Annotated in this window: 18 protein-coding genes and 1 pseudogene; 5 read left to right on the top strand and 14 right to left on the bottom strand. The window is 63.1% G+C overall.

The window, feature by feature from the left end:
• Nucleotides 1-208 precede the first annotated feature (208 nt).
• From NA647_RS11820 to NA647_RS11810, 3 genes are read right to left on the bottom strand one after another with little or no spacing between them, the layout of a single operon-like run.
• Nucleotides 209-1,690 carry an efflux transporter outer membrane subunit gene (locus tag NA647_RS11820; RefSeq protein WP_256057874.1) on the bottom strand — a complete coding sequence of 494 codons (1,482 nt, stop codon included), beginning with the start codon at nt 1,688-1,690 and terminating at the stop codon, nt 209-211.
• Nucleotides 1,690-4,746: an efflux RND transporter permease subunit gene (locus NA647_RS11815; protein ID WP_256057873.1), complete on the bottom strand. Its 3,057-nt coding sequence runs from the start codon at nt 4,744-4,746 to the stop codon at nt 1,690-1,692. Before NA647_RS11815 ends, NA647_RS11820 begins: the two co-directional genes overlap by 1 nt.
• Nucleotides 4,747-4,750: 4 nt before the next feature.
• Nucleotides 4,751-5,839, bottom strand: a complete 1,089-nt coding sequence (locus NA647_RS11810) for an efflux RND transporter periplasmic adaptor subunit (RefSeq protein WP_256057872.1) — start codon at nt 5,837-5,839, stop codon at nt 4,751-4,753.
• A gap of 217 nt (nt 5,840-6,056) precedes the next feature.
• Between NA647_RS11810 and bfr the strand changes: the two genes are divergently transcribed.
• Nucleotides 6,057-6,524, top strand: coding sequence for a bacterioferritin (bfr, locus tag NA647_RS11805; RefSeq protein WP_256057871.1), 468 nt, complete (start codon nt 6,057-6,059; stop codon nt 6,522-6,524).
• 213 nt (nt 6,525-6,737) lie between these two features.
• Here bfr and NA647_RS11800 read toward each other — a convergent pair whose 3' ends face one another.
• The 4 genes from NA647_RS11800 to NA647_RS11785 all read right to left on the bottom strand — a co-directional run bounded on the left by NA647_RS11800 (nt 6,738) and on the right by NA647_RS11785 (nt 13,603).
• On the bottom strand, nt 6,738-8,648 hold the full coding sequence (locus tag NA647_RS11800) for a HAMP domain-containing methyl-accepting chemotaxis protein (protein WP_256057870.1): 1,911 nt from the start codon (nt 8,646-8,648) through the stop codon (nt 6,738-6,740).
• Nucleotides 8,649-8,854: 206 nt separating this feature from the next.
• Entirely contained in the window at nt 8,855-10,447 is a 1,593-nt protein-coding gene (locus NA647_RS11795; RefSeq protein WP_256057869.1) for a malate:quinone oxidoreductase, read from the bottom strand.
• Between the two features lie 281 nt (nt 10,448-10,728).
• Nucleotides 10,729-11,160, bottom strand: coding sequence for a Cu(I)-responsive transcriptional regulator (gene cueR, locus NA647_RS11790; protein ID WP_256057868.1), 432 nt, complete (start codon nt 11,158-11,160; stop codon nt 10,729-10,731).
• 61 nt (nt 11,161-11,221) lie between these two features.
• Nucleotides 11,222-13,603, bottom strand: a complete 2,382-nt coding sequence (locus NA647_RS11785; protein ID WP_256057867.1) for a heavy metal translocating P-type ATPase — start codon at nt 13,601-13,603, stop codon at nt 11,222-11,224.
• Nucleotides 13,604-13,749: 146 nt separating this feature from the next.
• On the opposite strand from NA647_RS11785, the gene NA647_RS11780 reads away from it, so the two are divergent.
• Nucleotides 13,750-13,941: a heavy-metal-associated domain-containing protein gene (locus tag NA647_RS11780; protein WP_256057866.1), complete on the top strand. Its 192-nt coding sequence runs from the start codon at nt 13,750-13,752 to the stop codon at nt 13,939-13,941.
• Between the two features lie 38 nt (nt 13,942-13,979).
• On the opposite strand, the gene NA647_RS11775 is transcribed toward NA647_RS11780, so the two are convergent.
• Nucleotides 13,980-14,612 (bottom strand): TetR family transcriptional regulator, encoded by a 633-nt coding sequence (locus NA647_RS11775; RefSeq protein WP_256048384.1) that lies wholly within the window; start codon nt 14,610-14,612, stop codon nt 13,980-13,982.
• Between the two features lie 200 nt (nt 14,613-14,812).
• On the opposite strand from NA647_RS11775, the gene NA647_RS11770 reads away from it, so the two are divergent.
• Entirely contained in the window at nt 14,813-16,003 is a 1,191-nt protein-coding gene (locus tag NA647_RS11770) for a Bcr/CflA family multidrug efflux MFS transporter (protein ID WP_256057865.1), read from the top strand.
• A gap of 30 nt (nt 16,004-16,033) precedes the next feature.
• Here NA647_RS11770 and NA647_RS11765 read toward each other — a convergent pair whose 3' ends face one another.
• Complete coding sequence (locus NA647_RS11765; protein WP_256057864.1) at nt 16,034-17,047, bottom strand: zinc-binding alcohol dehydrogenase family protein; 1,014 nt, start codon at nt 17,045-17,047, stop codon at nt 16,034-16,036.
• A gap of 105 nt (nt 17,048-17,152) precedes the next feature.
• On the opposite strand from NA647_RS11765, the gene NA647_RS11760 reads away from it, so the two are divergent.
• A complete protein-coding gene (locus tag NA647_RS11760; RefSeq protein ID WP_256057863.1) occupies nt 17,153-18,070 on the top strand; it encodes a LysR family transcriptional regulator in 918 nt (305 codons plus the stop codon).
• A 30-nt stretch (nt 18,071-18,100) separates the two neighbouring features.
• On the opposite strand, the gene NA647_RS11755 is transcribed toward NA647_RS11760, so the two are convergent.
• The 3 genes from NA647_RS11755 to NA647_RS11745 form a co-directional block, all read right to left on the bottom strand.
• Entirely contained in the window at nt 18,101-19,051 is a 951-nt protein-coding gene (locus NA647_RS11755) for an adenosine deaminase (protein ID WP_256057862.1), read from the bottom strand.
• A gap of 502 nt (nt 19,052-19,553) precedes the next feature.
• The gene (locus NA647_RS11750) at nt 19,554-19,850 is read right to left on the bottom strand and encodes a hypothetical protein (RefSeq protein WP_256057861.1); all 297 of its coding nucleotides are present in this window, start codon (nt 19,848-19,850) and stop codon (nt 19,554-19,556) included.
• A 157-nt stretch (nt 19,851-20,007) separates the two neighbouring features.
• Entirely contained in the window at nt 20,008-20,598 is a 591-nt protein-coding gene (locus tag NA647_RS11745; RefSeq protein WP_256057860.1) for an IMPACT family protein, read from the bottom strand.
• 183 nt (nt 20,599-20,781) lie between these two features.
• Here NA647_RS11745 and NA647_RS11740 point away from each other — a divergent pair, with 183 nt between their 5' ends.
• Nucleotides 20,782-21,111: a four-helix bundle copper-binding protein gene (locus NA647_RS11740; RefSeq protein ID WP_256057859.1), complete on the top strand. Its 330-nt coding sequence runs from the start codon at nt 20,782-20,784 to the stop codon at nt 21,109-21,111.
• 102 nt (nt 21,112-21,213) lie between these two features.
• Here the strand turns inward: NA647_RS11740 and NA647_RS11735 are convergent, their stop codons facing one another.
• Nucleotides 21,214-23,442 carry an esterase-like activity of phytase family protein gene (locus tag NA647_RS11735; protein ID WP_256057858.1) on the bottom strand — a complete coding sequence of 743 codons (2,229 nt, stop codon included), beginning with the start codon at nt 23,440-23,442 and terminating at the stop codon, nt 21,214-21,216.
• A 107-nt stretch (nt 23,443-23,549) separates the two neighbouring features.
• Nucleotides 23,550-24,172 (bottom strand): annotated as a pseudogene (locus NA647_RS11730) (aminoglycoside adenylyltransferase family protein); the annotation flags it as partial.

Genomic DNA, 24,172 nt, shown 5'->3' with positions numbered 1-24,172 from the left:
AAGCCAGCTCCATAGCCAGAGCCCGAAACAGCCAGATCAGCTGGCGATGATCTAACGTCGAGGAAGGCACGGATTGATCGTGCCCACGGTCCCGCCTGGGCACGGCACTTCGGGGACGCTTTGCGTCCAAGACGCCGGAGCGCTTGGTATCGGCGGTTCCATGCAAGAGCGTAGGACCATGAGCATTCGCGTCCGGCTCGGCCAGGCTCTATTGGCCCGACGTCTCGGTGTCCGTCCCAGCCCCCAGCGCATTCGGATTCATCTCCCAGCCGCCACCCAGCGCCACGAACAGCACGACCTGCGCTGTCGCCAGAGCGGTGCGGCCCTGCAGGGCTTGCTGCCTCGCCTGCAGTGAGCCGCGCTGGGCATCGAGTACTTCGTTGAGATTCGCCTCGCCCAACCGATAGCTTTTCTGCGCGAGCTCGTAGGCGTACTGGCGATGGCGCAGGGTCTTACGCAGCGAATCCAGGCGGCGTTGCTGGCCGTCGATACGTACCAATGATCGCTCGACCTCTTCCAGCGCCTCGGCCAAGGTCTGCTGAAAACCGAGATACGTGCTTTCACCCTCGACATCGGCCAGATCGATGGCCGCGCCACGTCGCCGGTAGTCGAGGAAGGGCAGGCCAAAGGTGGCGCCGAGGCGGGCGAAGTTCGATGCGCTGGAAATGGCGTCACCCAGCGCCAGCCCTGAGCGGCCCACGGCAGCCTGCAGGGCCAGCGTCGGGAACAAGTCACGGCGAGCGGCCAGCGACTGCAGTTGTGCGGCCTCCAGTTGCGCGGCTTCGGCGATCAAATCCGGGCGTCTGCGCAGCAGGTCCAGCGGTTGCCCCGGCGGAATGGGATGGTCTGCCAGCGGCACGTTAGTCGACGCTGTGAGCTGGCGCGCGGTGCTGCCCGGCGGTTCGGCAAGCAGCGTGTCCAACGCCAACCGCACTTCGGCCAGATCGATGTCCAGTTCATCGAGATCGGCTTCCAGCGAAGCCCGCTCGGCGGCGCTGGCTTCGACATCCAGACGGGTGACCTCGCCGGCCTCGAACAGCGCGCGGGCGATACGCTCAAGCCCTGAGGCCAGTTCGATACCTTCCACCAGCAACGCCCGCTGGCCTTCCAGCGCACGCAGTTGCACGTAACCCTGAGCGGTATTCGAGGCAACCGCCAGCCGAGCGGCGATGGCCTTGGCCTGGGCCGAGCGAATCTGCTGCCGTGCACTGTCGGTCCGTGCGCGGGTGGCGCCGAAGATATCCAACTCCCAAGTAGCCTGTAGCGCCAGTTCCCAGCTGTCGAAGGTGATCACGTCGTCATCCGGGACGAACTCGCCGATGGGGCTATCGGGGTCTTGCTCATTGTTGTTTTCGATCCACTGACGACTGGCCGAACCTGGCAGATCGAAGGTCGGGAACAGCCCGGCGCGAGTCTGACGCAACTGCGCCCGCGCGGTGTCGACGCGCAGCATCGCCAGACGGATGTCGCGGTTGTTTGCCAATGCCCGGTGCACCAGCTGAGTCAATGCCGGATCGTCGAACTGCCGCCACCAGTCGGCGAGCGCCTCAGCGTCTGCCGGTTGCTCGCGCACCGCATGAAACCAGGATTCAGGCACATCGGGCGCGGGCCGCTCGGGCACGCTGGAGCAGGCGCCGAGCGCCAATGCCAATGCGTAGAGCAGGGGCGTACGAGGCAATCGGCGCGGCATCAGGTTTCCTCCGGTTTGACGCGCATGAACAGCAGGTACAGGCACGGCACCGCCAACAGCGTGAGCAGCGTGGCGAAACCCAGCCCGCCCATGATGGTCACCGCCATGTTGGCGAAAAATGGATCGAACAGCAGCGGCACCATGCCCAGCACCGTGGTGCCCGCAGCCATGACCACGGGCCGCAGGCGCGAGGCGGATGCCTCGATGATGGCGGTCAGGCGTGGGACCTCGTCGGCGATCTGCCGGTCGATCTCATCCACCAGCACCACGGCGTTCTTGATCAGCATGCCGGTCAGGCTGAGCAAGCCGAGCAGCGCCATGAAGCCGAATGCCTGGCCGGTCAGCAGCAGGCCGAGGGTGACGCCGCACAGCGCCATCGGCACCACCAGCCAGATCATCAGCGGCTGGCGCACCTTGGCGAACAGCAACACCGTGACCAGCACCATCGCCAGATAGGGCAGCGCCAGGGTGCTGGCCAGCGCCTGTTGAGCGTCGGAAGACTGCTCATGGTCGCCGCCCCATTCCAACGAGTAGCCGACCGGCAATTCGATGCCCTCGATCAACGGGCGAATCCGCTGGAAGGCGACGTTGGTGTTCTCGCCGTCGCGCGGTTCGGCGCGCACAGCAATGGTGCGCTCGCGGCCGTAGCGGCGGATCATCGATTCCTCGGTGGTGGCCTCGATGCCGTCGGCCACTTGCGCCAGCGGCACGTAGCGGTTGGTCGCCGGGCTCCAGATCAGCCGTTGCAGCAGGTCGCCCGGCGCCACGCGATCCTCGGGCGTTGCGCGTAGCAATATCGGAATCAGCTCGTCACCATCTCGGAAGACGCTTACCTGCTGCCCTTCGCTGGCCACGGCCAACGCCTGCGCCACCTGCTGGCGGGTCAGCCCCGCATCGGCCAGGCGGTCCAGATCCAGCTGCGGGCGCAGCACCGGCACCGGGGCGCGCCAATCGTCGCGGACGTTGAAGACCTGTCCCTGTTCTTGAAGTATTCGCTGACCTTCGGCGGACAACCGGCGCAGTTCTTCCAGCTCCGGCCCGCTGATGCGGGCTTCGAGCTTGGCTTCGGCGTTGGGTCCGAACAGGAATTGCGCGGCGGCGACATCGGCAGAAGGGTAACGGCCTGGCAATGTCTGGTTCACCTCGTGAACCAGTCCAGCGATCACCTCCGCATCTTCGGTGCGTATCAGAAAGTGCATCAGCGCCGGGTTGGGCTGCTCCGGCGCGTAGGTCAGCATGAAGCGCGACGCGCCCGCACCGACGAAGGTGGACACATCGGTGACGCCGTCGAGCCCCTTCAGGTAACCCTCGACGTCTTCCGCGGTGCGGCTGGTTTCGCGAATGTGCGCGCCCTGCGGCAGGAACAGATTGACGTAGAAAAGCGGTGTGCTCGACGGCGGGAAGAAGCTCTGCGGCACACGGCTGAAACCCAGCACGCTGAGCACGGTAAGCACCACCAATACCCCAAGCGTCAGCCAGGGGCGCGCCAGCACTGCGCCGGCCATGCGACGGTAACGGTTGTAGATCGGTCCGCTGTAAGCCTCGTCGGCGCCTTTCGCGTCGTCCGCTTGCCGGTCATCTTTGCGCTCCAGGAGGTAATGGCCGAACAGCGGCACCACCAGCAGCGCCAGCAGCCAGCTCAGCAGCAGCGAGACGGCGATGACGAAGAACAGCGAGAACAGGAATTCGCCGGTGGTGTCTTGCGACAGACCGATCCCGGCGAACGCCAGAATGCCGATGATGGTCGCGCCCAGCAGCGGCCATTGCGTCTGCTGCAGGGTCTTGCGTGACGCGTCGAGGATGCTCATGCCGCGCTGTTTCTGGATCAGCATGCCGTCGCAGATCACCACGGCGTTGTCCACCAGCATGCCCATGGCGATGATCAGCGCGCCGAGGGAAATGCGCTCCAGCTCGATTCCGGCCAGCCACATCAACAGCAGCGTGCCGAGCACCGTCAGGAACAGCACTGCACCGATGATCATGCCGGCGCGCAGGCCCATCGCCAGACACAGCACGCCGACGACGATCGCCACGGACAGGAAGACGTTCAGCGCGAAGTTATTGACCGACTCGTTGACGATGCTGTGCTGCTGGTAAAGCGGATGCAGCTCGGCACCCAGCGGCATCAAGGGCTGCATGGCCTGCAGCGCCGCTTCGACGCTATCGCCCACCTCGACAATGTTGCTGCCGGAAATGCCACTGGTTCCTAGCGTCAGCGCCGGCTCGCCATTATGGCGGATGATCTGGCGAGGCCGCTCGGCATACTCGCGTTTCAAAGTGGCGATGGAGCCCAGGTCGACGCTCTGCTGGCCCTGGCCGACTGGCAGCGCGCGCAGGGCATCCAGCGAATCGAAGGCGCCACTCGGGCGAATATGCACGAAGAACTCGCCGGCGCGCACGCCGCCGGCTTCCACCGCGGCATCGGCGTCGCTGAGCGCGGCGACCAGTTCCTGTGGAGACAGACGCAGCGCGGCCAGGCGCGCCTGATCGACCTCGACCAGAATCCGTTCCTCGCGCACGCCAGCGATTTCGACCTGGCCGACACCGTTAGCCGTGATCAGGCCACGGCGCAGATCCTTGGCCACCTCGTGCAGCTCTTCCAGGGTCAGGCCGTCGCCGGTCAAGGCGAAGAAAATGCCGTAGACGTCACCGAAATCATCATTGACCAGCGGTGGGTCGATGCCCGGTGGCAGCTCCTTCCGGGCATCGTCGAGCTTGTTGCGCAGCTTGTCCCAGATCTGATCGAGCTGCTCGCCGGTGTAGCGGTCCTGGATTTCCACACGGATTTCGGCCTGGCCGATCATCGAGCGCGAGCGGATTTCCTTGATCTCGGCGAGTTCCTGGATGGCGCTTTCCAGCGGCTCGGTGACTTCCTGTTCGACCTCTACGGCAGTCGCGCCGGGATATTGCACCGTGACGACGGCTTCCTTGATGGTGAACTCGGGATCTTCCAGGCGGCCCATCTCGAAGAACGCAATGGTCCCGCCGATCAGGCAGATCAGGAGCAACACCCAGATGTTGACCGGCTTGCAGATGGCGTAACGGGCTAAGTCCATCCGCTTATTTCCGCCGTTCAGCTTTGATCGGTTGGTCTTCGGACAGCTTGCTGCCACCAGCCACCACCACCAGCATCTGATCGTTCAGCTCGCCGCTGACTACCGCGTAGTCCTCTTCGATGCGTTCGAGTTGCACATCGCGGTGCTGGGCGTGGCCGTTCACCGCTAGCCACAGATAGTGGCTGCCGTTCGGTGCCGCTTGTACTGCAGTCAGCGGCAGGCGAAAACGTGGTGGCGCATCGTCTCGCGGGGCAGCTGGGCGCTGCAGACGAACCCGCATGGCCATTCCCGGCAGCAGGTTGTAGTCGGCCGGCGGATCGCCTCGCAGCGTCAGTCGGTAGGTGCGCGAGCCTTCGCGTGGCTGGGTGCTGTGCTCTTTGTAGGTCAGCGGCAGCGTCAGGTCGGCAATGACCAGCTCGCCTTCGGCCTGCAAGGTGGCGTTCAGCGGAATGTTCAACGCGGCGGTCTCGGGCAGGTCGACCGTGACCTCGATGTGCTGGTTGTTCTGCAGTTCGAGCACCGGCGAACCGGTGGCGACCACCATGTCCGGCTCGACCAGACGCCGCGCGACGACTCCGTCGTAAGGGGCATTCAGCGTGCTGTGGTCGATGTCGCGCCGGGCACTGTCGCGGGCCACGCGCGCCGCCACGACGTTGGCCTGCAATGGCTCGACTGCTGCTGGCGCGAGAATGCCTTCGGCGAGCAATGTGCGCTTGCGTGTCAGGTCCGCTTCTAGCTGGCGCAGCCGAGCCTCGGCCTCGCGCAGTTGCAGCTCATAATCCGTGCGGTCGAGTTTGGCCAGTGGCTGGCCCTTTTCCACGCGCTCTCCTTCGTCGACGAGAATGCGCTCGACGCGCCCCGGTACCTGGAACGCCAGTTGTGTGGTGGTCACGCTCTCGACCACGCCAGGAAAGCGCAGGGTCTGCGCGCCGTAATCTATGCGTTGCAGCGGCTCGACGAAAGCCACGCGCGGCAACACTTGGGCAGGCGTCTCGTCGCCGCCGCAACCGGACAGTGCCAGCAATGCGCACAAGGCGGTGGTGATGCGGAAATGTGGTAGCGGGCCTCGGGGTGTTCGCAATGGCTGCGGCATCCGTACTCCTGATAGGGCGAGCAAAGGCGTCGCGGCAATGCGAAACGCTGCGACCGATTCAGTAGAGCCCTGCTCCGGCTCGGGAGTTCGACCTATGCTGTAGTGACCGGCTAGTCAGTCGTTTTTGCCCGCGACAATGGAGCAGCGGTTCGTCCGATACCGATTGGGCGTATCATTGCCAAGGTTTTCAGAAGGTCAGCGCAGGAGAAAAGTCGCAATGCAAGGTCAGCCACAAGTCATCGAATATCTGAAAGAACTGCTGCGTGGCGAGCTGGCGGCGCGCGATCAGTATTTCCTGCATTCGCGGATGTATGCCGACTGGGGCCTCGCCAAGCTCTACGAGCGCATCAATCACGAGATGGAAGAAGAAACCCAGCACGCCGATGCGCTGTTGCAACGCATCCTGTTCCTCGAAGGCACGCCTGACATGACGCCCCACGCAATAAACGCCGGGCATACCGTGCCCGAGATGCTGCGCAGCGATCTGGCGCTGGAGTACAAGGTGCGTGAAGCCCTGGCCAAGGGCATGGCGCTGGCCGAGCAGCACGGCGACTATCAGACGCGCGACATCCTCGCGCTGCAGTTGATGGACACCGAAGAAGATCATGCGTATTGGCTCGAGCAGCAACTCGGCCTGATCGACCGCATCGGCCTGCAGAACTATCTGCAATCGCAGGGGAGTTGATCAGGGCCTGTTCAGTTTCAGGCTAATCCGGTAAGAGAAGTTGTTTGGAGTGTTCAAGTCCGCAGGGCTGAACTCATTCGGCCAGAGAGGGCGAAAGCCGAACAAGTTCGGCCCTACCGCTCGAAAGGCGGGCTCCGTCGAGAGTTCCGGCGAAACGGGAAGCCCTGATGCAAGCGAGGCCAGGCGCAATGCCCGGCCTCGGGCAACGACCGGTCAGATACGGAAGCGACTGACCATCGTCTGCAACTGACTGCCCAGGCGGGCCAGTTCGACGCTCGATGCCGCCGTCTGTTCGCTGGCCGCGGCGGTCTGCTCGGAGACGTCGCGTACGTTCACCACGCTCCGGCTGATTTCCTCGGCTACGGCGCTCTGCTCTTCGGCCGCCGTGGCGATCTGCTGGTTCATCGCCTGGATGTTGGACACGGTGCGGGTGATGCTGGCAAGCGAGCTACCCGCGTGACGCGCCAGTTCGACACTGCTATCGGTGAGGTTGCGGCTGCTTTGCATGATGGCCGCGACCTGCTGGGTGCCGTTGTGCAGGGCGGTGACCAGTTGTTCGATTTCCTCGGTGGATTTCTGCGTACGCTGCGCCAGGCCGCGTACTTCATCGGCTACAACGGCGAAACCGCGACCGGCTTCGCCCGCGCGCGCCGCCTCGATGGCGGCGTTGAGCGCCAGCAGGTTGGTCTGTTCGGCCACGGCACGAATCACGCCCATCACGCTACCGATCTTGTCGCTGTCGCTCTGCAGCACCGCCATCGCTTCCGAGGAGCGGATGACTTCGCTGGCCATGCGTTCGATCTGCGTGACCACCTCGGCCACCACGCGGTCGCCGTCGCTCGCTTCGATATCCGCCTCGGTGGCGGCCCGCGCCGCCTGTTCGGCGTTCTGCGCGACTTCGTGAACGGTGGCCGACATCTCATGCATGGCGGTGGCGACCTGATCGGTTTCCTCCTTCTGACTAATGACCCCGGCACTGGTCTGCGTAGTCACCGCCGACAGCTCCTCGGCGGCGCTGCTGATCTGGCTCACACCGTCGCGAATGCCGCCGATTAACTCTCGCAGGGTGCTGCCCATCTGCTGGATGCCCTGCTGCAGAACACCCAGTTCGTCGCGGCGGGTGATCTGCGCGGTGGCGGTCAGGTCGCCCGCAGCGATGCGTTCGACGCCCGCGAGGGTGGTGCGCAGCGGCAGAACGATCTGCCGGGTAATCAGCCACGCCGCCAGAATGCCGAGCAGTACAGCCAATGTTGCGCTGAGAATCAGGCGATTGCCCGCTTCTCTGCCCTCGATATCCAGCCGTTCCAGCTGATAGGCATACAGCGCCTTGCTCAGTCGCAGGATTTCCGTCTGATGGTCGATCATGCCTTGGCGCGCCTTGGCGATTGCCTGGGTCGCGGCGTCGAGCGATTCGATTGCCGTGCGGTACTGGCCAAGGACCGTGCGAATCTGCGGCGCCGCATCCCGGCTGGTCAGCTGGAGGGCGCCGTGGTGCCGGTCCAGGGTGGCCAGGGCTGCATCGAGCTGCGCATAGACGGCCTGGGCGTTCTGCGAGGTTGAAGAGGTCATGTAGATCCGCAGCAGATACTGAGCCTGTTTGATCGCTTCCTTGACCTCAGTGGTGGCGCGGTACTGGCCGTTGTCTTCGGCCAGCTGCATGACCCGCGCGCTGACTTGCGTGGTGAGTTCGCCGAGCCGTGCGGCATTGTCATCGATGGTCTGGCGGGCGTCGTTGGCCAGCGCATAACCCTGGCGCATGTCGTTCAGCGAGCGGCGGAACAGCTCGTTGTAGCCGGCCTGCTCCTTGAGCATCGCCACGTTCACCGGGTTTTTGAAGGTGTTGAGCAGCTTGGTCTGGTGGGTCAGGTAGATGTCTAGCGTCTGGTCCACGCGTGCGCTAGTGGTTGCGTCGCCGTTGGCCAACATGAGTTGCAGGCGCGCGATGCGCAGATCCGTCAGGTCGTTGTTGAGCTGGGCGATTTGCGTCATCCAGCCGCTGCGTTGGATGACGCTGCTTAAGCTACCCCAGCCGATCCAGGCCAGGACAAGCGTAAGGATCAGGACGGCGCCGAAGCCGATGGTGAGCTTGCGGCTGACGCCAATGTTTCCAAACCATCTGTTCATGCAGATACCAATAAATAAAGGATCAAAAGAAGCCGTAGCCATCGTCGCGGTGAGCGTTGCGCTATGGCGGGGCCGGCGTAACCGCTGCGACGTGAATGTGACGCCAATTAAATGGGCGGAGCGAGCTGTTTGCGACGCCTAAGCGCGGGCATCTGGTCACAAAAAAGAAACCCGCCGAAGCGGGTTTCTCGGTTCGAGCGAGTGCCTCAGTTCACCGGAGTTGCACTCGGCTTCACCGCGGCCTGAGCGGCCGGCACGTCGAGCTGCAGTTGCTGACTGGTGAAGGCGCGCACCCGCGCGGTGAGGTCCGCGTCGTCGTTCAGTGCCAGTCCGTAGGACGGGAAGATGGTTTTCAGCTTCGCTTGCCACTCCGGCGACTCGACCTGTTCAGCGAAGGTCTTCTTCAGCAGGTTGAGCATGATCGGCGCGGCCGTGGAGGCGCCCGGCGAGGCACCCAGCAGGGCGGCGATGGAGCCGTCTGCGGAGCTGACGACTTCGGTGCCGAACTGCAGCACGCCGCCTTTCTCGGCATCGTCCTTGATGATCTGCACGCGCTGCCCTGCGGTGATCAGTTCCCAGTCACTGGCATCCGCTTCGGGGAAATAATTCTTCAGCTCCTCGATGCGGTCTTCCTGGCTGAGCATCAGCTGCCCGACCAGATATTGGCTCAGGTCCAGATTATCCAGGCCGGCCTGAATCATCGGCAGTGCGTTGTCGGTGCTCACTGAGCTGGGCAGGTCCATGAGAGAGCCGTTCTTCAGGAACTTGCTGGAGAAGGTCGCGAAGGGTCCGAACAGCAGCACTTTCTCGCCGTCGATGACGCGGGTGTCCAGGTGCGGAACGGACATTGGCGGAGAGCCGACCGATGCCATGCCGTAGACCTTGGCCTGATGCTGGGCAACGACTTCGGGGTTGCGTGTCATCAGGAACTGGCCGCCTACCGGGAAGCCGGCATAGCCCTTGGCTTCGGGGATGTCGGCCATCTGCAACAGCTTCAGCGCGCCGCCGCCAGCGCCGATGAAGACGAAGCGGGCCTTGACGCTGGTCTGGGATTCGCCGTCGGCGAGGTTGGCCGAGACCACGGTCCAGGTGCCGTCGTCGTTGCGCACGATATCGCGCACTTCATGCTGTAGGTGCAGCTTGACCTGCTCGTTCTTGCCCAGGGCATCGAACAGCTGACGGGTGATTTCGCCGAAGTTCACATCGGTGCCGAGCGACATGCGCGTCGCGGCGATCGGCTGGGATTCGTCGCGGCCGTTCATCAGCAGCGGAACCCATTCGCCAATCTGCGCGGGCTGCTCGGAGTATTCCATGTCGCTAAACAGCGGGCTTTGTTGCAGCGCCGCATGACGCTTGCGCAGGAACTGCATGTTGTCCTCGCCCCAGACGAAGCTCATGTGCGGGACGGAATTGATGAACCGGCGCGGCTCTTGAAGCACGCCGCGCTCCACCTGGTGCGCCCAGAATTGCTTGGAGATCTCGAACGACTCGGCAATGGTCACAGCCTTGCTGATGTCGATGCTGCCATCGGCTTTCAGGGGTGTGTAGTTCAGCTCACAGAATGCGGAATGGCCAGTACCGGCATTGTTCCAGGCATTGGAGCTTTCATCGGCGACGCTGGGCAGACGCTCGTAGACGTCGATGGTCCATTCGGGCTCGAGCTCGTGCAGGTAGGTGCCTAGGGTCGCGCTCATGATGCCGCCGCCAATCAGCAGCACATCAACGGTTTTCTCGGGCTCGTTGGGCTTGGAGCAGGCGATCAGTCCGATGCACATGAGCGCCAGTGTTAGTTTCTTCATCAATGGATTTGTTGCCTGGTCAAAAGAGATTTCTCGGGGGTGCGCCTGGCGCTTACGGACGGAGTAGGGCAAGGCAGCCGGTCCGGGCCCGTTGGCGGTTCAGGTGCGGTGGGGAGGCCAGAGGCCTTAGGCAAGGCGGCGGTTTCGGTGCTGCACTTAAGCGCAGCGATTTATTGATCTGTCTCGTCGCTGCCACCCTGCGAGGGGCGCGGAGTTTATTAGCAAGCTAAGTGTGTGGCAACGGGGATCTAGAGGCTGGCGGCAATTGACTCAAAGGATCGCTAAATCTCCCGCTGCCTATCGGTTGCTGAGCCGGGACAGCATCCGCCAGATTCCAGATCCATGAGGATCGGACAGTCGGGGCGGTCATCACCGTGGCAGTGGTCGATCAGCTGTTGCAAGGTGTCACGCAGGCTCACCAGTTCGGCGATCTTCTGGTTCAGCGCTTCGATGTGCGCGCCTGCCAAGGCCTTCACATCGGCACTGGCGCGTTGGCGGTCCTGCCAGAGGGTCAACAGTTTACCCACTTCTTCCAGCGAGAAACCCAGATCCCGCGAGCGCTTGATGAAGGCGAGGCGATGCAGGTCCTCCTCGCCGAAGTGACGATAACCGTTGGCGCTGCGCCCGGTTGGCGAGATCAGTCCAATGGATTCGTAATAACGGATCATCTTCGCCGAAAGACCGGTTTTCTTCGCGGCTTGGCCGATGTTCATGTTGCTTCCCTCGTTTGAAGGTCTATTCGATTCCCGAGTCGCAGCCTCCCGGCATACATGCTCATTCCTCCGGCTTCCAGCGTTTGAGAAGCAAGGCATTGCTGACCACGCTGACGCTCGACAGCGCCATCGCCGCACCGGCTACCACCGGGCTGAGAAAGCCCAAAGCTGCCAGCGGAATGCCCACCAGGTTGTAGATGAAAGCCCAGAACAGGTTCTGCTGGATCTTGCGATAGGTGCGTCGGCTGATTTCCAGCGCCGCCGGCACCAGCCGTGGATCGCCGCGCATCAGGGTGATGCCGGCCGCGTGCATCGCCACATCGGTGCCGCCGCCCATGGCGATGCCGACGTCGGCCGCAGCCAGTGCCGGCGCATCGTTGATGCCGTCACCCACCATCGCGACCACTGCGCCGTTCTTCTTCAAGTCGGCCACCGTGGCGGCCTTGTCCGCCGGCAGCACCTCCGCATGCACGCTATCGATCTGCAACGCCTCGGCTACCACCCGAGCACTGCCCCGGTTATCACCGGTAATCAGATGGCTGCGGATATGCCGGGCATTGAGATGAGCGATGGCATCGGCGGCGCCCTCCTTGAGGCGGTCACCAAAAGCGAACAGGCCGAGCACGCGCGGTTGCGGCGCGGTTTCGATCAGCCAGGACAGAGTTCGCCCTTCGGCTTCCCAAGCCCCGGCCTTGTCGGCCAGATCACCCGGCTGCAGGCCGCTGTCATCGAGCAGGCGGCGGTTGCCCAGCGCCAGCGAACGACCGTCAAGCTCGCCGGCGATGCCGCGACCGGTCAGCGACTGGCTGCGGCTCACGTCCGCGACCGTCAATGCCTGCTCCGCGCAACGGTCCAATACCGCTCGCGCCAGCGGATGCTCGCTGCCGCGTTGCAGGGCGCCGGCCTGCTGCAGCAACGCGGATTCGTCGCCGTCGATTGCGTGCAGGTGGACGATTCGCGGTTCACCCGATGTCAGGGTGCCGGTCTTGTCGAAGGCCACGGCCGTAACCGCATGCGCGACTTCCAGCGCCTCGGCATCCTTGATCAGAATGCCGTGGCGCGCCGCCACGCCCGTACCGGCCATGATCGCTGCCGGCGTTGCCAGTCCGAGGGCGCACGGGCAGGCGATCACCAACACGGCGACGGCGTTGATCAGCGCAACCTCCACCGATGCGCCGGCCAGCATCCAACCCGCGACGGTGCATAGCGCAATGAGCAGAACGGCGGGGACGAAGACCTGACTGACTTTGTCCACCAGCTTCTGGATCGGTGCCTTGGCCGCCTGAGCATCCTCGACCAGACGGATGATGCGCGCCAGGACGGTCTCGCCGCCGAGCGCCGTGGTACGTACAAGTAAGCGGCCTTCGCCGTTGATCGCGCCGCCAGTGATGCGATCGCCAGGGGCTTTGGCCACCGGCAGGCTTTCGCCGCTGATCAGGGCTTCGTCGGCCTGGCTTTCGCCTTCCACTACCTCGCCATCGACCGGGAAGCGCTCACCGGGCTTGACCAGCACCAGATCATCCAGTCGCAGCGCGGTGATGGCGACGTCCTCTTCGCGGTCGTCGACGACCCGTACCGCACGGTCCGGCCGTAGCGCCTCCAGTGCCCGGATGGCGGCGCTGGTCTGACGCTTGGCGCGGCTTTCCAGGTATTTGCCCAGCAACACCAGGGCGATGACCACTGCCGAGGCCTCGAAATACAGATGCGGCATCTGCCCCGCCGGCGCCGCCCACCATTGATAGAGGCTCAGGCCATAACCGGCGCTGGTGCCGATCGCCACGAGCAGGTCCATGTTGCCCGCGCCGGCGCGCACGGCCTTCCAGCCGGCAACATAGAAACGAGCGCCGAGAATGAACTGCACGGGCGTGGCGAGCAGGAACTGCGCCCATGGCGGCAACATCCAGTGCAGGCCGAACAGGTCGCCGAACATCGGGACCACCAGAGGTGCCGCCAGCAACAGTGCGGCGATTACAGCGAGGCGTTCACGGCCCAGGTGACGTTGGCTATCGTTTGCGTTCGCCTGTGCGGCGTCGCTCATCCGAGCCCGGTATCCGGCCGACTCGACCGCCTGTATCAGTTGCGCTGGATCGACTGAGCCGAGCACCTCGACGCGGGCACGTTCGCTGGCGAGATTCACCGAAGCGCTGCTGACGCCGGGTTGTTTGAGCAGGGCGCGTTCGACGCGACCGACGCAGCTGGCGCAGGTCATGCCCCCGATGGCGAGTTCCAGCGTTTGCACCGGCACGCCATAGCCGGCTTTTTCCACGGCCCGGATCAGCTCGGTGGCGCTGCCCTCGGTGGCGTCGATACGGACCTGTTCGGCGGCAAGATTCACGGCTGCGCTCTGCACGCCGGGTACTTTCAGCAATGCGCGTTCGACTCGTCCGGCGCAGCTGGCGCACGTCATGCCGCTGATGGGTAGGGTGAAGGTTGAGCTGCTCATGGTTCGCTCCCCGAGTGGTCTGTTGCCAGCATCTTCAACCTTTACCTTATGGAAAGGTCAAGACAGGTAACAGTCGCAGCTAAAGTGTTGACCTTGCCTGCATGGCAAGGTTGATCATGCCTGCCAACACTAGATGGGAGGTATCTATGCAGACGTTCAACGTACAGGGTATGACGTGCGCCCATTGCGAGCGCGCCGTGACCAACGCGATTCTCGCGCTTGACGCTCAGGCCAGGGTCCGCGTCGATCGGCAGGCGAGTGTAGTGGAGGTTGACGGCGATCTGAGCGAAGCGGCGATCCGCGAAGTGATCGAGCAGGAGGGGTATCAGGTCGGGTAGGCGCCGCGGCAGCTGGGCCGCGGTCCAGGGAATGTGCCTCAGCCTTTCGCCTGGACGGCGTCCCAATCGCGGACCAGCCCCCGGAAGAGCGGATCGATCAACGCTGGGCCATCGCGCTCGGGATCGAACAGGGCGGAGTCGCGTGTCCAGTCGCTGAACAGGCCGACGATCAACGCATGGAGCGTGCGCGCGGCAAGCCGTGGCGTGATGCCTGGATAAAGTGCGTCGGCGGCGTGCTCGAACAGCTTTTCGCAGAGATCGATGAACATATTGATGAACGCCTGGTGGCGCTCTTCGGCTTCGCGCAGCTCCTCGGTGAACTCGCAGCGATGTAACAGGATGGTCATCACGCGGCGTTTCTGCTCGTCACGACCCAGCGCACCAAGACCCTCAATGCAGAGTTCGCGTAGTACCTGCAAAGGCTGCTGTTGCGTGCAGCTGCAGAGTCGCTCGGTCATCTGTTCCGGCGGCAGCCGCACCTGATTCAGCATTTCGTGAAACAGATGAGCCTTGTTCTGGAAATGCCAGTACACCGCGCCGCGGGTAACACCAGCGTCGCGAGCGATCTGATCGAGACTGGTGTGCGCCACACCCTTGTCCAGAAACAACCGCTCGGCCGAGGCGAGCAGGGCGATACGGGTTTTTTCGGCGTCTTCTTTGGTTCTTCGCATGTCTGCACTACGGCAGCGTCGAGGCTGCGTTAGGGTCCTGAAGGCGGATGGTGCTGAGTTGATACCTCAATCTCTGCAACTTTGGCTGTTTACAAACGCCCTTGTATGTAACAGCATCTTACCGTTCCTGTAAACGTTCGATATCAGCCGCTACCCGTTCTGCGCTAGCGAATCGACTTTTCCATTCTGCGAGTTCCTCAATGCCCCTCCCGCTTCTCCTGATTCTGGGTGCCCTCAGCGCCTTTGGTCCGCTGGCCATCGACTTCTACCTGCCCGCGTTTCCGGCGATGGCGCGGGCATTCTCTACCGATGTCGAGCATGTGCAACTGTCGCTGGCAGCCTATTTCATCGGCCTTGCGGTCGGCCAGTTGATTTACGGGCCCCTGGCCGATCGCTACGGGCGGCGCTGGCCGCTGTTGATCGGCGTGACGCTGTTTACCCTGGCGTCGCTGGCGTGCTCCTTTGCGCCGACTCTGGACTGGTTGATTGCCGCACGCGTGGTCCAGGCGCTCGGCGGATGCGCCGGTATCGTGGTGACCCGCGCGGTGGTGCGCGACAGCTGCGATCCTGTTCAGGGCGCCAAGGTGTTCTCCCAGCTGATGCTGGTGATGGGCGTGGCACCGATTCTTGCGCCGCTGGCCGGCGGGCTGCTGATGAATGCGTTTGGCTGGCAATCGATCTTCGTCGCGCTGACGATTTTCAGCGCACTGTGCGGTCTCGCGGTTGCCCTGCGGTTGCCTGAAACGCTCCCGGCCGATGCACCGAAACACCCGCTCGGCGGCACGCTGGGGCGTTATCTCGGACTCTTCCGTGATCGCGAGTTCATCGCCTTCGCGCTCTGTGGCGGCGTGTCGATGGCGGGCATGTTTGCCTACATCGCCGGTTCCCCGTTCATATTCATCGAGCTATACGGCATCCCCGCCGAGCACTACGGTTGGCTGTTCGGCTGTAACGCGGCGGGGTTCATCGTGATATCGCAGATCAATGCGCGATTGCTGCGGCTTCGTGGCCCTGGGTTCTGGTTGCGGCGTTTCGTCTGGTTCTACTTCGCCTGCGGCGCCGCGCTGTTGGTGATTGCCTGGAGCCAGCCGGAGTCGCTCTGGCCATTGCTGATCCCGCTGTTCATGGGATTGGGAAGCCTTGGCAGCATCCTGCCGAATGCGACCGCCTGCGCGATGGCCAGCCAGGGCCAGCAGGCGGGGCTGGCCTCCGCGCTGATGGGTAGTCTGCAATTCGGGGTCGCGGCTGGCGCATCGACGGCGGTCGGCGCGCTGCACAACGGCACGGCGGTGCCCATGGCGTTGGTGATTACGGTCTGCGCGCTGATGGCTGCGTGTCTGGCCTGGTACACCGGTCAGCAAACGAATGCGTCGCGGGCTCCATCCTCCTGAGGACGCAGCCCGGGGCGCGGCGGGATCGGTTCAAAACCCTTCGAGGACGATCTTGCCCTTGGCCTTGCCGCTTTCGATGAAGGCGTGGGCGCGGCGCAGGTTTTCGGCGTTTATCGTGCCGTAGTGCTCACCCAGGGTGGTCTTAAGCACACCGCTGTCGATCAGCTCCGCGACGCGGTTGAGCAAATGGTGCTGCGCAATCATGTCCGGCGTCTGGTAGAGCGAACGGGTGTACATGAACTCCCAGTGCAGCGAAAGGCTCTTGCGCTTGAGCAGGCTGATGTCGAGGCTCGCCGGGTCATCGATCAGGGCCAGACGACCTTGTGGCTGCAACGCCTCGACGATCTGCGGCAAGTGCAGGTCGGTGTGGGTCAGGCTGGCAACGTGTGTGACGTTGCTGATGCCGTGACGCAGGAGCTCTGCGGCCAGCGGCTGGCTGTGATCGATCACCTCATGGGCGCCGAGCTCGCGAACCCAGGCCTGGGTATCACTGCGCGAGGCGCTGCCGATCACCTGCAGTCCGGTCAGCTGACGCGCCAGCTGCGTGAGGATGGAACCGACACCGCCCGCCGCGCCGACGATGAGCAGACGCTGGCCCCGGTCTTCCTTGCCTTCGCTGACCTGCAAGCGTTCGAACAGCAGCTCCCATGCGGTTATCGAGGTCAGCGGTAGCGCCGCAGCTGCAGCGAAATCGAGGCTGGTCGGTTTGCGGCCAACAATGCGTTCATCGACAAGATGCAGCTCGCTATTGGCCCCTGGCCGATCCAGCGCCCCGGCGTAGAAGACCTCATCGCCGGGCTTGAACAGGCTGACCTCGCTACCTACCGCACGCACCACGCCAGCCGCGTCCCAGCCGAGCACCTGCTGCTGGCCGTCTTCCGGCTGGACGCGCATGCGAATCTTGGTATCCACGGGGTTTACCGAGATGGCGCGTACTTCCACCAGCAGATCGTGCGGGCCAGGCGTCGGATCATGCAGTTCAATATCGAGCAATGAGCGCGGATCGCCGATGGGTAGCGACTGTTGGTAGCCGATGGCTTTCATGGTGGTCTCCTCGGGGATGGAAAGCGGAATGCCGTCATGTTCGGCTTTCGCGCCACGAAGAAAAACAGCATATTCCGCAGAGGCTCTTTCAACGGATTATTGAAAATGCTGCGTGCCGATGACCTCCACGTGTTTGTCCTGACCGCTCAGCTGGGAAGCCTGTCTGCCGCAGCTCGGCGGCTGGAGCTGTCGCCTGCCGTGGCAAGCATGGCCCTCAAGCGGCTTGAAGCGGAGCTGGGCTGTCGGTTGCTGGCGCGTTCGACCCGTAGCCTGAGGCTGACAGGTGAAGGCGAGCTGTATCTGCCTCATGCGCGCTCGGCTTTGCAGAGCCTTGTCGACGGGCAGCAACTGCTGGCGGGAGGGAAGGCGACCATCAGTGGGACGCTGCAGCTATCGGCTCCGTCGGACTTCGGCCGCAATGTGCTCTTGCCTTGGCTGGACGAATTTCAGGTGTTGCATCCGCGCTTGGGCCTTCGATTGTTACTGGCTGATCGCAATGCCGATCTGTTTCGACAGCCGGTCGATATCGCGTTGCGCTACGGCCAGCCGGAGGACTCCAGCCTGGTAGCGCTGCCCGTGGCGACCGCTAATCGCCGCGTGCTCTGCGCCGCGCCTGACTACCTTGCCGCACATGGGGCGCCGCGCTCGCTGGCCGAGCTCACTGACCACAACTGCCTGCGCTTCATGCTGGCGGGGCGGGTTCACGAGCGCTGGTGCTTTTACGACGGTCGACGTGAACTGGAGCAGATCGTGAGCGGTGATCGCATCAGTGACGATGCCGATGTAGTGCGGCGCTGGGCGTTGGCAGGACGGGGATTGGTATATAAATCGTGGCTGGACGTTGCCCAGGATGTGCAGGCGGGACGTCTGGTCGTGCTGTTGCCGGAGCTGCTGGGCGAGCCGGCGCCGCTGAACCTGATCTGTGCTCATCGTGCACATCTGGGCGAGATGGTACGGCTGTTGCGCGAACATCTCGTCGATCGATGCCGGCTACTGCTCCAGCAGGCACCGTTCGCGCATTGATGCGGGTTGCGCAGGGCGACCCGCTGCCTATCACTTGGCCAGCCGTGCGTCGAGGCTGTTTTGTGCCAGGCGGCGTGCCTGTTCTTCCGTCATGCCCAGGCTTTCATGCAGCGCCATGAAATTCTCCGTCACGTAACCGCCGAAATAGGCCGGGTCGTCGGAATTCACCGTGACCTTCACGCCCTGTTCCAGCAATTGCAGGATGTTGTGCTGGCTCATGTCGTCGAACACGCAGAGCTTGGTGTTCGACAGCGGGCAGACCGTGAGCGGAATCTGCTGCTCGATCAGGCGTTCGATCAGCTTAGGGTCTTCGGCGGCGCGAACGCCGTGGTCGATTCGGCTGACTTTGAGCAGATCCAGCGCTTCCCAGATGTATTGCGGCGGGCCTTCCTCACCGGCATGGGCGACTGCGAGAAAGCCTTCTGCCCGCGCCTTGGCGAACACGCGCTCGAACTTGCTCGGCGGATGACCCATTTCTGAACTGTCCAGGCCGACTGCGAAGAAAGCGTCGCGGAAGGGCATCGCCTCCTCCAGCGTCTTGAAAGCCGCTTCTTCAGGCAGATGGCGCAAAAAGCTGAGGATCAGGCCGCTGCTGATGCCCAGTAATTCGCGACCGTCGGCCAGCGCCTCGCTGATGCCGCGCATGGCCACCTCGAATGGAATGCCACGGTCGGTATGCGTCTGCGGATCGAAGAAAGGCTCGGTGTGGACCACGTTCTGCTCTTCGCATTTCTGCAGATAGGCCCAGGTCAGATCATAGAAGTCCTGCTCGGTACGCAGCACGTCGGCGCCCGCGTAATAGAGGTCAAGAAACTCCTGAAGATTGCCGAACGCGTACGCGCTACGCAGTGCATCTACGTCACCCCAGGGCAGGGCGATCTTGTTGCGCTCGGCCAGGCGAAACAGCAGTTCGGGCTCGAGAGAACCTTCGAGATGCAGATGCAGCTCGGCTTTAGGCAAGGCGTTGAGCCAGTCGTACATAAGGAAACCCCGTCCGGTAGGAAAGCGCCATTCTAACCACAACACGCGAAGAGCTGACCCCAAGGTCAGGCTGCTCGGCACGAAACTAAGCGGGCCGCCTGTCCTGCGCAAGAATTGACCAACGCGCTGCAAACGAGCGCAGCCGTGCCCAGCGATAGACGATCCAAAGATTATCCACAGAGTTTTCCACGCAAATTGCGTATAAAAACTGGCTGAGAGGTAGCATTTTGATGCTATTGCTTGTTGGGCAGCCTGAAACGCCAAAAATGCTTGTAAATCAAGGCTTTTAAGAGTCTTGAATTGAAGCGGAGGCAGTTTGGCTAAAAAATGAACGACCGTCTCGAGCGCCCATTGCTGGCGGCCTAGCGCGCTTCTTCCCAATGTTATCCACAAAGCCATGCACAGCAGCAGTGGAAAACTTATCAATAAAAACGCCACGCCCTGACGGGAGGGCATGGCTCAAACGGACAACGGATTCGTCAAGACATCTGCAGATAGCCGTTCAGTTCTGAGGCGTCGGCTCGGTTGTTGGAGCCGGTACGCTGGGCTCGACGGGCTCACCCATATCCGGCTCGTCGTCCGCAGGCATATTGACGTCGACGTCAGGCACCGTGATGGTCTTTTCCTCGGTACCAACATCTACATCCGGCGCATCCACATCGTATTCGGGCATGTTGCCGCCTTCGACTTCTACGTCCGGCAGAGAGCCTTCTTCGGTTTTTTCTACATCGCAACCGGCGAGGCCTAAGGAGGCGAGCAGCACGGCGCCTGGGATGACCCACTTGTAATTGCTTTTCATTGGTTGACTCCTTCTATCGCAACGGGAATGCGTGCTTCGGCACTTCCACGACCACGGCATCGGTGGGACAAAGCGCGCAGTTGAACGGTTGACCCAACACAGTGCCGTTGTAATAGCGACTTCCCGTGTTGCTTGCAGTTCCCACGGAGAGGGGCAGTCAGGCGTCCAGCAGGCGCAGTTCGCTGCGACCACGGCTGATGTCCGCGAGCGTCTGCTGCAGCCGTGGCCACTGCTCTGGCGGTAACGCCAGCACCAGTTTGGCGCCCTCTGCATCGAACGTCTCGCTTTCGATCAAGGTGTCGTATTCGCCCAGGCGCGCCTTGAACAAAGCCAGCTCGGCAAAGCGGCAATGACAGCCGTAGCGCTCGCGTTTGACCAACTCGACAAGCACGCCCGCCTGCAGACATTTTGCGGCAGAGCCGCCATAGGCGCGGGCCAGGCCGCCGGTGCCGAGCTGAATGCCACCGAACCAGCGGATCACGACCACCACGACCCGATCGCAATCCTGACCTTCGATCGCCGTCAGCATGGGCCGGCCTGCCGTTCCGCCGGGCTCACCGTCATCGCTGAACCGATACTGGCTGCCGATCTTCCACGCCCAGCAATTGTGCGTCGCGGTGGCATCGCTGACCGCCTGAATGAACGCCTGGGCTTCTTCAGGGCTGGAGACCGGGGCGGCCGTGGCGAGAAAGCGGCTCTTGCGAATGGTTTCCTGGAACTCACAAGGCGCTACGAGGGTGAACGTCATCGGCGTGTTTGCGTAGTGGAGTGGGCGGGCATTGTACCGGCGCCCGAGGCCGTGCTGCGCTGAACACATGGATACCGCTCGGTGGATCGGGCTGAACTTAAGACACTCAGCTCCCCCAAACGAAATATCAGTGTCGTCGGGATGGCGACCCTACCAACAGCGACCTACCGAGGAGAAAAGCGAATGCTCAATTCCAAGTATCAGGCGTGTATCCAGGCATGTTCCAACTGCGCGCTCGTCTGCGAAAACTGCGCGGCGTCCTGCCTGCGCGAGGAAGACGTGAAGATGATGGCCGGCTGCATCACGTTGGACCGCGACTGCGCCGATCTCTGCGCGCTTGCCGCCGTGCTGATGACTCGCGATAGCGCCTTGTCGAAGGAAATGTGCCGGATCTGCGCACAAGCTTGCCGTGCATGTGCCGACGAATGCAGCAAGCATCAGGCGGACCACTGCCAGGCATGCGCCGAGGCTTGCCGCAAGTGCGCCGAGGAGTGCGAGAAGATGGCGGCCTGACGGTGGCCGCGCTGGCCGCTCCTGCGCAGGCAACGTCACGTAGCGATGAGGCGCCGATCCAGCACCGCTACGTGCGCCGCCGAGCAGGCGGTCTGGCTGGTCCTATCGCTTGATCGTGCCAAGACGCATGAAGCGCGTTTCGCCGCTGGCGTCTTCCACGCCGTCGTTATCGGTCACCACGAACAGGCGGCCCTGCCTGTCGACGGCCGCGCCTTCGACCTTGTCCAGCACCCAACCACCAGTGCTCATTAGGTCAGGCAGCAGGTCACGCTCCAGCTGTTTCGTGAGCAGTGGGAAACGCTGGCCTTCCGCGACTGGCTGCATGCCGCTCAGGTCGATGCGGTAGAGCCGTTTGACTTCGGCTGCAGGTCCCTGCTGGTTGTCGCGCTCGATGACCAGGAACTGGCCGTTGCCGATCGAGGTGAGTTCGGACAACCCGACCCAGCCGCCTTCGACAGCTGGGTCGAGCGGGTAGTGATAAAAGCCCCATTCGCCATTGTTCGGATTGAGCACGCCTATGCGCACCTTTCCGGCCGGGTCGTTCTTCCATTCCCGCTGGAAAGCCACGTAAATGCGGGTACTGGCGCCTTCGCCAACCACCGCAACACCCTCGAAACCATTGCTGGTCTGCTGCGCCGCAACGTCTGCGGGCAGGGCATGTTCTTCGAGCACCCCGCCCTGCGCATTGGTGCGAATCAGCAGGTTCGGCTTGGCCTTGCCGTTGCCTTCCGACGCCAGCCAGAAATCGCCATTACTGGCCTGGGCGATTCCCTCCAGGTCGTAGTCGACCGTCTCACCTGCCTTGCGCAGTTCGATCTGCCTGTCGATGAGGGCTGGCGTTTTGCTCGTGTCGATGCTGAAGATTCGCGACGCCTTGTAGTAGCTGTCCGGCACGGCGTACAGGCGGTTGTCTTGCGTACGGTCCGCGACCATGCCACTGAGTGCGCCCCATGGAATCAGCTGGCTGTCCGTCGAGCGAATCTCCGGATACGATGCCGTCTTGGCGCCGAATTGATAAATCGAAAGGGTGGAGCGATAGCCGTCTTCAGCCGAGTCTTCCTCGCTACTGACCACCAACAGGTTGCGCGACGGGATCGGCAGCAACCCTTCCGGCCCCATGCCTGTCGGCAGAAGCTGATGCAACACCGGCGCCCACGGGCGCGCCACGTCATAAACGGCCACCGCATTGCCGCGCTCGCTGCCCACGAACAGGAAGTCTTGCTTGCGGAAACTGGCCGAAGCGATGCCTTCGGGCTCGATGCCCTTGTTCTCCGAGCGGCTTTCCGGGTAATGGCCTGCGCGGATGAAAGCATGCTCCATCGAGGCACCGGCTTCATGCCAAACCTGGCCGTTGTAATCGAACAGGGTGAAGCCGCGGCTACCGCCTTCCTCGCCGTTCGCATCCGTGTAGTCGCCCTCGTTGGCGGTCGCCAGCAACGGCCCGACCCAGGCGATGGCGTCTGGCTCGCGGCGCTTGCCTTTGAGCACGCCGACCGGTTCGATGCGATCGTTTTCTTCCACATCAACGCCTTCGAGATCGACTTGGCCGGCGCTGAAGTGACGCATCACACGACCACCGCGCAGATCGACGAGCACGATGTGATTGTTCTCCTGCAGCGTGACGGCGGCGACATCCTGGTCGTTGATCGTGACGTACTCCGGCTCCGGATCACTTGGGGCCACATCGGCAAGCCCGGTCAGGTCAACATCCCGAGTGCTCCAGCGCGACGGCTGGCCCTTGAGGTCGACGATCCGTAGAAAGCCGGCCGGCAATTGCGGAATCAGCCCGTCGTTCAGGTCCTCGTCCCGCTCGTTCTCGATTGCCACCGCGGCATAACGGCCCCTTGGGCTGACGGCGATCGAGTCCGGTTGCCCACCCATCGGCAGCGTGGCGACACGCTTGGGCTGCGCGGGATGGCGAATATCGAACACCGCCAGCACACCATCGGGCTGGGTGAAGCTGAGCGAGGTATTCACCGCGACGAGGACATAGTGCTGGTGCACTGCTACCGAAGTCGGCTCGCCTTCGAGCTGCACGAAGCCCGCCGGCTTCGGTGATTTCGGATCACGAATGTCCACCAGACCAATCCGCTTGCCAGGGCTGTCGGTGTAGATCAACGTCCGGCCATCACGGCTCACGGCGGTGATTTCAGCAACGGTCTGGTTCGACGTGTTTTCATCGGCGCCAAGGTTGCGGTACACCGGAAAGGTCGCGACCCGCTCGAAGTACTCCGCGGCGCGCGAAGGCGCGGCCTGGGCAGCCAACGGCAGCAGAGCCAGTGTCAGCGCGGTCGACAGCGCAGTGCGGGTCAGGCGGGTCGGTGTTCTCATGCGGGCCTCGGCATTCGGTGATTGGGAGTTAGCCAAAGCACGCTATGCCGGGTTTCTTACGGGACGATGACCGATGCTCGTTGCGCCCGTCGCGCTCGGATGAGTGGTTATGTTCTGGACATTTCAGGCAGGGCAGAGATCGCGGCCCTGGCGAAGCGTATGAACGCCGTCGTCTCCTCTGCGCGAGCCGCCAGATTATCTATCTCGCCATTCAGGTAGGCATGCCGAGCCTCGTGCAGTACCGGCTGACGCTCAGCAGGCAGGCAATTCAGCAGCCAGGCCGCCCAACCTCTTTCGGCGCGATCCGCCCGGTCGAAGCGCTGTACCAGATGCGAGCCAACGCGAGCACGACATTTCGCTCATCACCTAGCCAATCCTCGGGCGCGTTCCACTGCCTGAGCGTGTCAGCGAGCGCAGCGTAGAAGTCTTGCTTGGGCACCGCTTCGAAAAGCCTGTCCGCCGCTGGCCTCGTCAGCGCGAGGCTATGCTGCCTCGCCTTCGACAACAGAATCGCAAGGTCAATGTCCAGAACAGGCGGCTCGAAGACGCCCGCTAGAAGGTCTTCTCGCAGCCATTCCCCGAACTGAAGCTCGCGCCGGGCCGGGTAGCGCCAGGGCAGCACTTCACCCAGCGAAACAACCGTCACCTCCAGCGGCCGCAGCGCTTCGCTGTGGCCGGGAGGCGCCGAGACGGTCAACAGTTCGAGCGAGAGCGCCCGCCGGATGGCTTG

Source organism: Stutzerimonas stutzeri (assembly GCF_024448985.1).
GTDB lineage: Bacteria > Pseudomonadota > Gammaproteobacteria > Pseudomonadales > Pseudomonadaceae > Stutzerimonas > Stutzerimonas stutzeri_AP.
The sequence above is the reverse complement of the archived record's forward strand: the minus strand, read 5'-3'. Positions and strand labels throughout refer to the sequence as shown.

What these genes read in the sequence shown, in the direction of transcription:
- NA647_RS11820 (WP_256057874.1), bottom strand. Translation starts at nt 1,690, where the DNA reads ATGCCGCGCCGATTGCCTCGTACGCCCCTGCTCTACGCATTGGCATTG.
- NA647_RS11815 (WP_256057873.1), bottom strand. Translation starts at nt 4,746, where the DNA reads ATGGACTTAGCCCGTTACGCCATCTGCAAGCCGGTCAACATCTGGGTG.
- NA647_RS11810 (WP_256057872.1), bottom strand. Translation starts at nt 5,839, where the DNA reads ATGCCGCAGCCATTGCGAACACCCCGAGGCCCGCTACCACATTTCCGC.
- bfr (WP_256057871.1), top strand. Translation starts at nt 6,057, where the DNA reads ATGCAAGGTCAGCCACAAGTCATCGAATATCTGAAAGAACTGCTGCGT.
- NA647_RS11800 (WP_256057870.1), bottom strand. Translation starts at nt 8,648, where the DNA reads ATGAACAGATGGTTTGGAAACATTGGCGTCAGCCGCAAGCTCACCATC.
- NA647_RS11795 (WP_256057869.1), bottom strand. Translation starts at nt 10,447, where the DNA reads ATGAAGAAACTAACACTGGCGCTCATGTGCATCGGACTGATCGCCTGC.
- cueR (WP_256057868.1), bottom strand. Translation starts at nt 11,160, where the DNA reads ATGAACATCGGCCAAGCCGCGAAGAAAACCGGTCTTTCGGCGAAGATG.
- NA647_RS11785 (WP_256057867.1), bottom strand. Translation starts at nt 13,603, where the DNA reads ATGAGCAGCTCAACCTTCACCCTACCCATCAGCGGCATGACGTGCGCC.
- NA647_RS11780 (WP_256057866.1), top strand. Translation starts at nt 13,750, where the DNA reads ATGCAGACGTTCAACGTACAGGGTATGACGTGCGCCCATTGCGAGCGC.
- NA647_RS11775 (WP_256048384.1), bottom strand. Translation starts at nt 14,612, where the DNA reads ATGCGAAGAACCAAAGAAGACGCCGAAAAAACCCGTATCGCCCTGCTC.
- NA647_RS11770 (WP_256057865.1), top strand. Translation starts at nt 14,813, where the DNA reads ATGCCCCTCCCGCTTCTCCTGATTCTGGGTGCCCTCAGCGCCTTTGGT.
- NA647_RS11765 (WP_256057864.1), bottom strand. Translation starts at nt 17,047, where the DNA reads ATGAAAGCCATCGGCTACCAACAGTCGCTACCCATCGGCGATCCGCGC.
- NA647_RS11760 (WP_256057863.1), top strand. Translation starts at nt 17,153, where the DNA reads ATGCTGCGTGCCGATGACCTCCACGTGTTTGTCCTGACCGCTCAGCTG.
- NA647_RS11755 (WP_256057862.1), bottom strand. Translation starts at nt 19,051, where the DNA reads ATGTACGACTGGCTCAACGCCTTGCCTAAAGCCGAGCTGCATCTGCAT.
- NA647_RS11750 (WP_256057861.1), bottom strand. Translation starts at nt 19,850, where the DNA reads ATGAAAAGCAATTACAAGTGGGTCATCCCAGGCGCCGTGCTGCTCGCC.
- NA647_RS11745 (WP_256057860.1), bottom strand. Translation starts at nt 20,598, where the DNA reads ATGACGTTCACCCTCGTAGCGCCTTGTGAGTTCCAGGAAACCATTCGC.
- NA647_RS11740 (WP_256057859.1), top strand. Translation starts at nt 20,782, where the DNA reads ATGCTCAATTCCAAGTATCAGGCGTGTATCCAGGCATGTTCCAACTGC.
- NA647_RS11735 (WP_256057858.1), bottom strand. Translation starts at nt 23,442, where the DNA reads ATGAGAACACCGACCCGCCTGACCCGCACTGCGCTGTCGACCGCGCTG.